The sequence below is a fragment of the Pseudorhodoferax sp. Leaf265 genome (assembly GCF_001422365.1).
Lineage (GTDB): Bacteria > Pseudomonadota > Gammaproteobacteria > Burkholderiales > Burkholderiaceae_C > Pseudorhodoferax.
The window spans coordinates 409,845-421,847 of the sequence record NZ_LMMT01000036.1 but is presented as its reverse complement, the minus strand read 5'-3'; the positions used below and the strand labels follow the sequence as shown (position 1 = coordinate 421,847).

At 66.4% G+C, this 12,003-nt stretch carries 7 protein-coding genes and 1 tRNA gene; 1 reads left to right on the top strand and 7 read right to left on the bottom strand.

All coding sequences use genetic code 11. The features are described from left to right. Positions 1-542: 542 nt before the first annotated feature. Together ASF45_RS25525 and ASF45_RS25520 are read right to left on the bottom strand one after the other, a co-directional pair. Positions 543-2,336 (bottom strand): sensor domain-containing phosphodiesterase, encoded by a 1,794-nt coding sequence (locus ASF45_RS25525; RefSeq protein WP_056669937.1) that lies wholly within the window; start codon positions 2,334-2,336, stop codon positions 543-545. A 225-nt stretch (positions 2,337-2,561) separates the two neighbouring features. Then, positions 2,562-2,741 (bottom strand): hypothetical protein, encoded by a 180-nt coding sequence (locus tag ASF45_RS25520; protein ID WP_056669934.1) that lies wholly within the window; start codon positions 2,739-2,741, stop codon positions 2,562-2,564. A gap of 328 nt (positions 2,742-3,069) precedes the next feature. On the opposite strand from ASF45_RS25520, the gene ASF45_RS25515 reads away from it, so the two are divergent. After that, positions 3,070-3,858: a THxN family PEP-CTERM protein gene (locus tag ASF45_RS25515; RefSeq protein ID WP_082551260.1), complete on the top strand. Its 789-nt coding sequence runs from the start codon at positions 3,070-3,072 to the stop codon at positions 3,856-3,858. A 341-nt stretch (positions 3,859-4,199) separates the two neighbouring features. On the opposite strand, the gene ASF45_RS25510 is transcribed toward ASF45_RS25515, so the two are convergent. The 5 genes from ASF45_RS25510 to ASF45_RS25490 all read right to left on the bottom strand — a co-directional run bounded on the left by ASF45_RS25510 (position 4,200) and on the right by ASF45_RS25490 (position 12,003). Further along, positions 4,200-5,045 (bottom strand): DUF3037 domain-containing protein, encoded by an 846-nt coding sequence (locus tag ASF45_RS25510; protein WP_056669928.1) that lies wholly within the window; start codon positions 5,043-5,045, stop codon positions 4,200-4,202. Continuing rightward, positions 5,042-5,785: a HipA family kinase gene (locus tag ASF45_RS25505; protein ID WP_063887780.1), complete on the bottom strand. Its 744-nt coding sequence runs from the start codon at positions 5,783-5,785 to the stop codon at positions 5,042-5,044. Before ASF45_RS25505 ends, ASF45_RS25510 begins: the two co-directional genes overlap by 4 nt. A gap of 95 nt (positions 5,786-5,880) precedes the next feature. Then, positions 5,881-5,955, bottom strand: a tRNA-Arg gene (locus ASF45_RS25500). Positions 5,956-5,995: 40 nt separating this feature from the next. Next, positions 5,996-10,060, bottom strand: a complete 4,065-nt coding sequence (locus ASF45_RS25495; RefSeq protein WP_056669922.1) for a translocation/assembly module TamB domain-containing protein — start codon at positions 10,058-10,060, stop codon at positions 5,996-5,998. After that, positions 10,060-12,003, bottom strand: a complete 1,944-nt coding sequence (locus tag ASF45_RS25490) for an autotransporter assembly complex family protein (RefSeq protein WP_056670057.1) — start codon at positions 12,001-12,003, stop codon at positions 10,060-10,062. Before ASF45_RS25490 ends, ASF45_RS25495 begins: the two co-directional genes overlap by 1 nt.

Sequence of the window (12,003 nt, the reverse complement as noted above, 5' to 3'; positions counted from 1 at the left end):
CTCCTGCCACTAAAAGCAGCAGGTTAGGGTTCTTACGTGGGTCAGATTTGGACGGAAATTACCCGTGGCGGTGGGTCAGTTCTGCGTGGAAATCAACAGCCAGTTCACGCAAGAGCTGCAGAGGCATCAAAACTCCCTAGAAATCGCCCATTACGCTGGGTACTTCTGTGACGACATGTCGGAGAAAGCCGCATCATCTTGCGCAACAGGTCGCCCTTGACGACTGCCGTCCTGCATTGGGACGATGGACTTCTCCAACTTTCACCGAACTGCAGCGCAACTTTGAAAACGCGCCGATCAACATGCCAGACAAACTTCGCGCCTTGCGAGCGCTGCCCTGCTTGGCCGGATGCGCGGGTCAAGGAGTCGCGGAAGGCGCCGACGCGTTCGCGCACGTTGCGACTTTGCTGGAGCTGTCAACGGAAGTGCCCGGGTGCGGGCCTGCTTCACCACTATCCGAGCTGTCCGAACAGGGGGGCGGGAACCGCGCGACCGGCTGGGGAACGCGTTAGCCAATAACCGCTCGCGCGGTGTGCGACGTCTCAACTCAACAACAATCGAGCGGGCATCTGGGTACGTAGAAATGGCAGCAATTCTGATGCCTCAATTGGCTTGGACACGAAGTACCCCTGGATCGCGTCGCATCCGGCTTCGACGAGCATCTTGTATGTTTCGGCGTTTTCTACTCCTTCGGCCAGCATCCGGTAGCCCAGGCAATGCCCGAAATCAATAAGCGACTGCGCGAGCGTCCACGCCCGAAAGTCTGTCGCAATCGGGGCGATTAGCGAGCGGTCCAGTTTTAGCAGTGACACCGGCAGGCGGTTTAAACACGCGATGTTTGAATAGCCGACCCCGAAATCGTCTAGTGAGATTTGCACGCCAAGCTTCCCAATGCTCTGCAAGGTTTCGGTTGTTCTGGAGCCGGTCAACACGGAGTTTTCGGTGCACTCGATGTGGAGCCAGCGTGGATCTACGTGGTGCCGGTCGCAGGCCTCACGAACCTTGTCCGCAAATCCGGGAGCTTCCAGATTTTTGGCAGAAACGTTGACGGCCACTGTGATGAACACACCTTGGCGTTGCCAGTCGGCGTTCTGCGCGAGGGCTGCGTTCAATACCCATTCCGTCAATTGATGGATCGCGGCGGTCTTCTCGATGGCCGGGACGAATTCGGCAGGGGAGATTGACCCCATTACAGGATGCGACCAACGCAACAGGGCCTCGACGCCGGAAACCCGATTCTTCGTCACATCCAGCTTGGGCTGATAGACCAGCCGGAATTCGCCGCTCTCCAAGCTCTCAGGAAGCATCTGCACCAGCGCATACGCCCTGCGGTGTGGCGTGTCCATCTCGGATGCATACCAGCGCAACATGGCACTTTCGGTGGCCGCTTGCACCAACGCAGACGTGGCCATGCGAAGCAGATCGTGACCTCGGTCTGCGGCCGGGTCAAACATCAGGGCGCCGCACCGAGCCTCGAGCGTGAATGCGACGCCAGCGAACTTGAACGGTTCGTGCATTTGGGCCATGAGCGACTCCAGCTTGACCGATGCTTCGTCCTGCTGGCCGGCATTCAGAATGAAGGCGAAGCGCGTTTCGCTGACGTGGTAGACAGTCGTGTCGGAGCCCACCAAGCTTGCGAGCCGGCCGCCGATAACGCGAACAGAGCGCTCCAGAGCGGACAAGCCGAGCGCCAAGAGCGCCGCTTGCACCTGCGATCCGCTCATGATGTCCACCAGGGCTAACACCCGTGCGCCAGAGTCAGCGGTCAGGGCCAGATCGTGCAAATCAGAACGCAACTGCGCTCGGTTTGGCATGTGTGTGACCTCATGCACGCGTCCGACGGACACCGTTCGCTCGATCTGTGCCATGACCAGTGCAGCCAAGTCCTTGAGCTGGGCGGCCTCTCCGTCGGAAAGCTGCCTTGGCTTGGTGTCAATGATGCACAGGCTGCCCAGCGCGTGGCCGCTTAGCGTAATGAGCGGTGCGCCGGCGTAGAACCTGATCCCAGGCTGGTTACAGACCAAGCGGTTGAACTTGAAGCGTCGATCTTTGGCCGCGTCCTCTACGACCAGCACATCGGGCGAGCGGATCGTGTGATCGCAAAACGCTGCCCCTCGCTCGGTCTCCGCTGCTTCCATGCCAACCCTGGACTTGAACCACTGACGATCGTGCGTGACCAACGAGATCAGAGCGGTCGGAACATTGAACAGCGCGGCGGCAAGCCGCGTGATCCGGTCGAAGTCTTCTGTCGCAGGCGAATCGACGAGCTTCGTTGCCTCCAACGCAAGGAGGCGCTCTCGCTCCGCTTCTGACGCGCCCTTCAGCAGTTCCAGCATATCTATCCTTTGCAGAACTGCCAGTCTGCGGTTTTTTGCGGTGCCCGGCGCTTAAAAACTGCACAAGAAAGGCAGCCAGAAATTCTTGCGCAGGCAAAGCGAGTAGTAGTTCACGACCACCTGACACATAGCAATTGCGTGGACGTTGGACCTGTGTTTCGGTTTGTAGGCGGCAGACTACAGGCAAGCTTCGGTTTAAGAACTGCAGGCGGGGTGGGATGGTGGTCATGTGAGCATGCTGGCGTAGACGGCCACCGTCAGTAAAGCGAAGGCGACGAACAGCGCGCGGCCGGCCAGGGTAGTGCGGGCTGCAGCATGCCAGTGGGCGGGCACCCAGGCCCAAACGCCCAGCGTCGTCAGCAGGGCCCAAAAGGCGGCAACCTGCCAGGGGATCGCGGTTTCCATCTACCCATGGTAACTATCCGTTACTGATTTGCTTGTGATCGCGGTCACATCAGCGGGGCGACATCCGCCGCTTAGCACTGCGCTTATAGGAGAAAACCGCGCATTTCCCACGTATGCGCAAGAAAATAGGTACTTATGTAGGCAAATATGCTTTCATTGTGTAGGACATTTGTTCTGTTTCAATGTCGAATCGCTTGTCATATTGCCCGATTCAATTGCGTTTCTGAAACAAAGATCTTTGATTGCGTTAGCGTTTCTGATTTGGGCATCAAGCCTGCATGCGACGCAAAGCCTCCATTTGGGGGCGAAAAACTAATCGGAGCACTCGATGCCTTTCTCTTTTGCAAAGCTCACCGTCGCGGCAGCGGCGTTAGTAGCTGTATCCGCTGCTTCCGCAGCTCAGGTGATGCAGTGGGACTTCCAAGTTGACAGTGCCTTCAACGTCGGCGCAACCACCTTCCAGCCAGGCCGCGCCTCGAGCGACGGCGTGGCGACTTCGCAGGAGATCAGCTGGGGCGCGACGGGTGGCACAGTAGGTGTCAACCGTAGCGCGCTGCAGATCTCCAACACGCCGAGCAGCGGCATGCTGACCACCGATGGCGCGTCCATGATGGCCAACACCTACACGCATATCAACAACGGCAACTTGGGCAGCAACAGCGTCTCGCTGCGCAGCACGCAGATCGATGCCCAGCTGCAACTGCGTCCGACCGGCTCCGGCCTGCCGTTCGAGTCGTTCCTTGCGCCGTACACCATCAACTTCTCCGAAACCCCGAACGTGGCAGGCACCTGCGCGGCTGTCAGCGCAGTTCCCTGCGACGACATCTTCGTGATCTCAGGCTCGCTGAACGCGTCGTTCGTCTACGATGGCTTCCAGTACTTTGTGAGCTTCTTTGCAGCTCCGGAACTGGCGACGCTCGACCCCGCGGTTTGCGCCGCGGCGGGTGCCGGCGCCGGGTGCATGGGCTTCACCACCCAAGAGTTCGAGACGACCGATGTCAACTTCAACTTGGTGATCACCAGCGAAGCCATTCAAGTGCCCGAGCCTGGCTCGCTGGCGCTGCTGGGTCTGGGTCTTGTCGGCGTTGCCGCATTGCGCCGCCGCAAGCAAAGCTGAGCGACTCGCTTGAGCGACGACCCGGCTTCGGCCGGGTTTTTCGTTTGTAGATGGCGCTTCGCCCGGTGTCACGAGCCAGAAACACAGAGAGTCCATCCATGCCCATCGACCAGATCGCGATCCCCATCCTTGACGCCACGGCGGCGTGGTGTTCGCAGGAGCGCAGCAACACCGTCACGCGGGACTCGGCCTTCGACCTACTCGGCCCGCGGTTCTAGTTCTGGGTGAGTTGGAAGGCCGAGCAGTGGGGGATCTTCGCGGTGTCGGTTCTGTACGCCTTCGCGTGAATGCGAGGGCTGTGGGTGCACTGGATCAGGCCCCGAGAGGCCTGATCCAGGTGCTTATGCAGAACGCAGAGCGAACTCTTCGATTGCAGGCTCGTCGGTTGATGGCACAACCTGGACGTTCAGCTCACGGAAGCCCTCAACAACCTCGCGTCGTGCAGCCGCTTGTCGCGTATCGTCTTCAAGCCGACCTTCCACAGCAACGAGGACAGGAGCGGGCAGCAACTCACGGCGCTGCAGCGTTCGAATCCGATGCTGCCAAGCAGCCCCATGGTCAAGGATCTGGGAGGCATCCGCGTGAACAAGCGACAGAGGCTTGATGATTTTCAAGGGCTCGTCTTCAGCGTTGGCGTTTACCAATGGAAACGTTGCGCTATAGCCTTCGTCCCCAATTTTCATCTGGTGAAAGTCGTCAGCCTTTCCAACCTTCCTGAGAATGCCTTGGACCGCACGAAGCAGGATCTTTTCTTGATACTCCTTCGTGACGAAATCACGTTCGACGTAAAACGAGAAAAGTTCGTTCAGCTTTGCCTGTGCGTTGTCGGTCATCAAGATCCGCGGCTCGCTGACACGGAGCACGCTGGCCAATGGCTTTGTGAGCTCGTGCCACAACGCCATGGCAGCGGTTTGGTCGAACGACTTCAGGCGTCGGTCCATGCCGATCGGCTTGAGTTCCTCCGCGACCCTCTGCAGTTCCTCTCGAGCTTGGCGCATCACGGCGCGGAATACCGCCCCGTCCAGCTGGTTGAAGAAGTTCGTTATGCGCGCGTGTCGCTTGGTTTGCAGCTTGAAGCCGAAGAATCTGTCCTTTGGGGCGAACAAAATGACGCCCACATTGGCGAACTCACCCGTTTCTACAAACGGCATGAATCGCACAATTGCGTAGTGGCAGGCGGCAGTCATTTGAGATTCCAAAAACCGTCGAATTCGCAACGGTCCAGCAGTGCTTTAGTTGCTTCTAGATTAATGTCAGATGGCACGGTTTGCTCGACATCAATGTAATTCCACTCGCTAGGTATGGAACTACACATGCTGTCCCAGCCTGCGAGGACGCCGCCCAACCTGAGCGACCAGTCCGTCTGCGCGTGCATGTCTTCGGCAACCTGCACGAGTGTGTCGGCAAAAACGTGGGTGTCAAGGAATCGCTGAGGGGAGAACTCAGAAAACGCCAGGTTGTGGTCGATCACCACCAGCCCGCCGTCAGCGTCGAGTCGCCAGAGCAAGTTGACGTTGCCACCGAATGCGGTAAGCGTTCGGTCTTCATTTCGGGTCCACCAGTCGAACACTGCCAGCGACTGCTTGAGGAGCGGCGTCACTTCGCTTTTGTGCGACATGGTGAACTCCACTGCTTGCACCACCTGAGAGCCGAAGCAAGGGCCAGGGCCTAGCTCGTCAAGCGAGATGCCCGCAGCCTTAGACGCCTCGATCAGTTCGTCGGGTACTTCAGCAATGACTGCTTCCGGAACCGGGAGATCCAGGGCTGTTGCCAACTGCGCGCAGATGACCTCCGCAGCCAGCCCGCGCCGGTTCGCCGACCTCCCTTTAACGTAGTAGCTGTGGCCATCGTCGCAGCGGCAGAGATAGGGCTGCGTCCGGCCCTGCTCCGCGCGGCTGATGACTTCGATGACCCCCACACGTTTCATGGCACCTTTCTTGAACCGGCAACAATGAGGCTTAGGCCTGCGTGTCCCGGTGCCGTCCCGATTCTTTTTGGCCGCCTGTGAAATCAACAGGTTGTTGGTCCCCTCGACAGGAATCGAACCTGTATCTAGCGCTTAGGAGGCACTCGTTCTATCCATTGAACTACGAGGAGGCGCGGGCGCGCATTGTAGGGGGCCCGCAGAGGGGGGCGATCAGTCGTAGCTCAGCGTGTAGATCAGGTCCACGCCGCTCTTGAGGCCGGCCTGGCCGCGCAGCGCGAGGTTGCGCGTGAGGTCGTAGAAGATGTACAGCGTGCCCAGGCTGCCGGCCAGGCTGGCCTCATAGGTCACGTAGATCTGGTCGGTCAGCCGCTTGCCCAGCGTGAGCGCCGAGCCGCTGGCGTCCTCGCCCGTGGCCGCGCCCTTGAAGCCGATCTCGTCCAGCCCGAAACGGCTGGCGAAGTTGCCGCCGCCGCCCTTGGGACCGAAGCCGCCGAGCAGCGCCAACGCGGCCTGCTGCATGACGGCCGCCTCGGCGCCGCCGCCCGCCGTGGAGCGGCCCAGCAGCATCCAGGACAGGGTTTCGGCGTCGGTCAGCTGCGGCGAGGAATACAGCGCCACGCGCGGCGACTGCGCCGTGCCGGTGATGTGCACGCCGGCCTTTTGCTCCAGGTTCGGCCGCACGGCCAGGATGTCCAGCGAGGGGTTGTCGTAGGGGCCGTTGAAGCGGGCCAGGCCCGACTCCACGTCCAGCTGCTGGCCGTAGGCGCGGTAGCGGCCCTGCACCGTTTGGATCTCGCCCGTCACGCGCGGCTGGCCGCCGCTGTTGGCGTTGGCCGTGATGTCGATCTTGCCGCCCAGGCGCGTGGTCAGGCCATGGCCCTGGACCGCGAAGTCGCGGCCCATGTCCAGGCTGACGGCGATGTCCGGCGGCTTGGCGGGCTGGGCCTTGGCCTGCTTGGCGGCCGCGGCGTCGGCGCTGGCCTTGTCGCGCGCCTGGCGGGCGCGGGCCTCGGCATCGATCGCGGCCGAGCGGACGCTGACATCGCTGCCCAGCGTGGGCGCGGTCTCGTCGGGCAGGATGACCACGCCGCGGTCGGTCGTCAGCGCGCCGCGCACGCGGATCTGTCCCTGCGCCATGCCCGCCTGCAGCTGGCCCGAGACCGTGACCTGGCGGTCGCTGCGCACCAGCACGCGCAGGCTGCGCAGATCGGCATTCAGGTCCATCGCGATGCCGGACTGGTCGGCCGCCGCGGCATCCCATTGCACGTTGCCAGACAGGCGCAATTCGCCACCGTCGCGGGCGGCCTCGCTGCTGACCGTGCTGAGGTTGCCGGCCGGGCCCGCGATGCGCACGCGGCTGGCGCTGCCGCCCTTGAGCGTCAACTCGTCCAGCGTCAGGCGGTTGCCCTGCAGCCGCGCGCGCAGGCGGCCGTCCTTCAGTTCCACGCCCTCGACGGCGGCGCGCACGGCCAGGCCATCGGCCGACAGGGTGCCGTTCCACTGCGGCGCGCTGCGCGTTCCGGCCAATGCCGCATCGGCCGCCAGCGTGCCATCGATGCGCCAGGCCGGCGGCGCGAACATGGACCACACGCCGACGTTGGGCACGCGGGCCGTGAGCCGGCCGGTCAGCGGCGCGTCCTCGGGCCAGGCGAAGCTGCCGCCGGCCATGGCGATGCGCGTGCGCACGTCGGCCTGCGCCTCACCTGCGCGCGTGCTGTTCCAGAACAGCTGGGCGCGCACGTCCTCGCCCTGGGCGTTGAGCACGAGTTCGGCACGCTGGATGCCGGCCGGCGTGGCCGGCGCATCGGCCGGGCGGCCGTTGTCGATGGTGGTTTCGCGCGCCGTGCCCGTGCCCTCGGTGTGGATGCGCCGGACCAGCGCGCCCTCGCCGGCGCGCACGAGCAGGTCGCCGCTGCGCCGGACCAGCCTGGCGCTGGCGCGCAGCGGGCCGGTGGTGTCGACGTTCCAGTCGCCATCGAACACCAGGTCGCCGCTGATGCCGCTCTGGGCCATCTGGGGCGCCAGTGCCTCGGCCCAGGCCATGGACAGGCCCAGCACGCGGCCGCTGCCGCGCAGCTGCCAGGCCGGTGTGGGCGTGCCTGCCGTCTGCGCCAGCAGCAGCGGCTGCCATTGCAGTTGCAGCGCGTCCGGGCCAGGGCCCTGCAAGGTGGCGCTGCTGGCCGAGGCATCGAGCTGCCACAGCTGGGAAGCGCCCCGGCGCAGCATGGCCGAGAGTGGCTGCTGCAGCGCCAGCTGCCAGGGCTGCTTCTCCGTGCCCCCCGCCACACCGCTGGCCGAGGCCTGCAGTTCGCTGACGGCCAGGCGCCACTGGTCGCGGCCTGCGATGCCACCGCTGGCGCGCGTGCGCAGGCGGAACTGTTGCGGGCCCATGGCGGCGCGACCGTCCACGGCGAGCTGCGCGTCGGCCGGGCTGCCCGACAGCCGCGCGGCGATGTCGCGCAGCGCGATGGACCGGGGCGTGGCCGGGTCGGCACCGGGCAATTGCAGGTCCAGCCGCGGCGCATCCAGTGCCAGTCCGATGGCCAGGCCGCGCTGCACGGTGGAGGGCTGGGCCAGCTGCTGCTGCAGCTGGGCCCAGCCGCCCTGCCAGCGCAGGTCCAGCTGCGCATTGCCGGCCGCCGACGTGCCGGCGAAGGCCTTCTCCAACCCGGGCAGGCTGGACAGCCAGCGCTGCAGGCTGGCGGCGTCGCGCAGGTTCACGCGGGCCTGGGCCTGGCCGCGCGTGGCGGCGACGTCGCCCTCCAGCTGGGCCTGCAGGCCAGGGGCCTGCAGCTCGAGCTTGCCGGCGCCGGCCCGTGTGTCGAGTTGCGCGCGCAACTGGCCCGCGACGCGCGCCGGGCCGGCGTCGATGCGCAGCGCGTCGAGTTCCAACTGCTGCGTGGCGGTGCGGTACAGGCCGCGGGCCTGCAGCAGGTCCAGCCGCGGCGCGGCGGGCGTGCCGGCGCGTGCGGCAGCGGCTTGCAGGCCGGCATCGAAGCGGACGACGGCGTCCTGCTGGTCGGCCTTGGCCGTGCCAGACACCGGCGCGGCGTCCAACGTGGAGTACAGCAGGGCGGGCTGGACGCGCTCGATGCGTGCCTCGGCCTGCCAGCGCAGCGGCGCCGGGCTGTAGCTGGCCTGCAGCGCGATGCGGCCCTTGCCGAGTTCGAGTTCGGCCTGCGGCACGGTCCAGTCCTGGCCGTCCAGGCGGGCCGTGGCCTGCACGCCGGCCAGCGGCAGGCGTTGCTGGTCCCAAGGGCCGGACAGCGCGTTGCGGGCCTGCACTTCGGCCTGCCAGGCCGTGGCGGCACCGGGCGTGGCTGCTGGCACGGGGCCGGCCTTCAGCGTGCCGGACAGGTCGGTGCGCGGTGCGCCGGGCACGAAGCGCGCGGCATCGATGCGCTGGAAATCCGCCAGCGCGCGCAGCACGGGCTGGGTTTGCCAGGGTGCGATGTCGGCGTCCAGCGTGGCGCGCATGCCTTCGTCGCCACCGACAGGCGCGACCTGGCCCGTGACCTGGAGCTGCCCGTCCGGCTGCGCGAGTTGCCCGCGCACCGTGGCCTCGGCCAGCACCGTGAGCGGCGCGCTGCCTCCCACCATGGGCGCGCGCACCTCGCCGCGCAGCTGCGCATCGATGGCCATGGGCGCGGCGCCCTGCAGCGCGACCTGGCCCTGGTAGCGGCCGTCGGCCACCTCCACGCCGTCGAGCTTGAGCTGGTGGTGACCGGCCGTGTAGCGGTAGTGGCCGGCCAGCGACTGCACGGTGAGCGTGGGCGCGGCCGGGTCGGCGCCGTAGACGATCTCGCGCACGTCGAACGGCAGCGCGATCTCGACCGGCAGCGTCAGCTGCTGCAGGGGCTCTGCCGGCGTGGTTTCGGCCTGGGGCGCGCCGGGCACCAGCTGCAGCTTGCCGATCTGGAACTGGTCGACCTGCACGCGGCGCGCCAGCAGGGGCCGCAGCCGCCAGCGCAGGTGCAGGTCGGTGACTTCGACGGCCATCGCCGGGCTTTGCCAGCGCAGCCAGGCGATGCTGGCGCCGTGGCGCAGCGCGCCTTGCGCGTCGCGGGTCTGCAGCGTCTGCCCGGCTGGCAGGTAGCGGCTGGCGAACGACAGCACGGTGGGCAGCGACTGGGGCTGGCCGCTCCACCACCAGCCATAGGCGCCCAGCGCCACGATGGCGGTGCCCAGGCCGGCCGCGCCCCAGCCCAGCGCGCGCAGCAGGCGCCGGCGCGGCTTGGGCGGCGCGGCTGGGGTGGGGGGCGTGACGGGCGCCATCAGAACGTGAACCCCAGCCGCAGGTGGATGCTGATGCCGCCCTCGCCGAAGCCGTGGGCGATGTCGGCCTGCACCAGCCCCACCGGGCTGTACCAGCGCATGCCGCCGCCGGCGCCGACCTTGTACTGGAAATCGGCCGCGCGGTCGGCCACCGAGCCGGAGTCGACGAAGGCCACGGCCTCGAAGTCCGTCAGGGCGCCGTTCCAGACGATGGGATGCTGCAGCTCCACGCTGCCCACTGCCATGTAGCGGCCGGCCACCGTGGAGTCGTTGACGTAGCTCGCGCCGATCTGGCGGTAGCCGAAGCCGCGCACCGTGGTGTCGCCGCCGGTCAGGAACAGCTGGGTGGAAGGGATCTGCGCCGCGTCGGCGGCGACCACCGCGCCGGCTTCGGCGCGCAGCTGCAGGCGTGCGCGGCGTGCACGCGTCTCGGTGTCCGTGGAGCCGCCCGCGCGCACCTGGTACAGCGGCACGTAGCCCAGCCAGCGCGCCACCGTGCGCGTGTAGGGGTACTGGCCGCCCAGCAGCGTGGTGCCGACGCCGGCCTCCAGCTGCAGGCCCTGGCCGCGGCGCGGCCGGCTGTTGTTGTCGAAGTAGCGGCCGGTCCAGCCCCAGTTCAGGCTCACGGTGGAGGCCGGCGGCGGTGCATCCGCGCCCGAGCTGCGCGCGTAGTCGTACTGCGCGAAGTAGCTGCGGTCGATGTGGTCGGTGGACTTGCTGCGGCCATAGCGCAGGCTGCCCGAGAGCACGTCGAAGCTGCCCGAGCGCTCGCGCTGCACCAGCCCGCTGCCGAACCAGCGCCACAGCCGCGCGTCGAGCAGGCCGAACAGCGAGGTGCCCAGCGACTGGTTCTCGTTGTCCAGCGACAGGCGCGACACGGCGCGCCAGTCCAGCAGCGGTATCTTGTTGTGGATGTGGTCCATCGACAGGCGCGGCCCCGTGTCGGTGGTGTAGCCCACGCCGAACACGAGCTTTTGCAGCGGTGCCTCGCGCACCTGGGCGATCACGGGCACGTTTTGCGGGTCGGTGCCGTCGGTGTCCAGTGTCAGGAAGACCGATTCGTAGAAGCCGCTGGAAGCCAGGCGCGCCTGCGTGTCCAGCAGCTTCTGCTGGTCGTACTCCTGGCCCGTGGGCAGCTGCGCGATGCGCACCGCGTTGAGCGGGCTGTAGCGTTCGCTGCCGCGGATCTGCAGGTCGCCGAAGCGGTAGGCCGCGCCCGAGTCGAATTGCACCCCGAGGTCGGCCCGCTGCCGGTCGGCATCGACCTGGGCGCGGCTGTCGGCGATGCGGCCCAGCGGGTAGCGCCGTGCCGTGAGCTGGCGCTGGGCCGCGCTCTTGGCGCTGTCCCAGTCGGACTGGGTGAACGCCGCGCCGCTGCGCAGCGACCAGTTGCGCTCGATGGCGTTGCGCCGGCGTTCGGCCTGCGGGTTCTCCGCGGCAATGGCGCCGCTGAAGTCCAGCCTGACCTCGCCCACCTGGGTGATGGGGCCGGGGTCGACGGTGATCAGCACGGCATGGTCCGCGCGCTCGCCGCCGGGGGTGTCCTGCAACTCCAGCGTCAGCGTCGGTGTGAAGTAGCCCAAGGTGCCCAGCAACTGGCGCGCGTTGGGCTCGGCCGCGGCCATCAGGCGCGAGATCTCGGCCACGGAAAGCGCGTCGAGCCGGCGGTAGCGCTGCAGATCCAGGTGGGTCTCGAGCAGCGCGCGCGCGGGATCGGGGCCGCGCACGTCGACCGTGAAGTTGTCGCGCCTGCCGTCGGCCTTGTCCGCGTCCTTGGCGGCGGCCTCGCTGGGCATGACCTGGGTGCCGTCGGCTCCGCTGGCATTGGCTGGCGCTGGTTCGGGGGCGGTGCGCAGCAGGCCGCAGCCCGGAAGCACCAGAACCACCACCAACAAAAACGCCGGCCACAGGGCCGGCGCACGCTTCGCAACCGCCAGGAACAT

Excerpts from the sequence above, each read along its gene's own strand:
- ASF45_RS25505 (WP_063887780.1), bottom strand. The coding sequence starts at position 5,785 with ATGAAACGTGTGGGGGTCATCGAAGTCATCAGCCGCGCGGAGCAGGGC.
- ASF45_RS25490 (WP_056670057.1), bottom strand. The coding sequence starts at position 12,003 with ATGTTCCTGGCGGTTGCGAAGCGTGCGCCGGCCCTGTGGCCGGCGTTT.
- ASF45_RS25515 (WP_082551260.1), top strand. The coding sequence starts at position 3,070 with ATGCCTTTCTCTTTTGCAAAGCTCACCGTCGCGGCAGCGGCGTTAGTA.
- ASF45_RS25495 (WP_056669922.1), bottom strand. The coding sequence starts at position 10,060 with ATGGCGCCCGTCACGCCCCCCACCCCAGCCGCGCCGCCCAAGCCGCGC.
- ASF45_RS25520 (WP_056669934.1), bottom strand. The coding sequence starts at position 2,741 with ATGGAAACCGCGATCCCCTGGCAGGTTGCCGCCTTTTGGGCCCTGCTG.
- ASF45_RS25510 (WP_056669928.1), bottom strand. The coding sequence starts at position 5,045 with ATGACTGCCGCCTGCCACTACGCAATTGTGCGATTCATGCCGTTTGTA.
- ASF45_RS25525 (WP_056669937.1), bottom strand. The coding sequence starts at position 2,336 with ATGCTGGAACTGCTGAAGGGCGCGTCAGAAGCGGAGCGAGAGCGCCTC.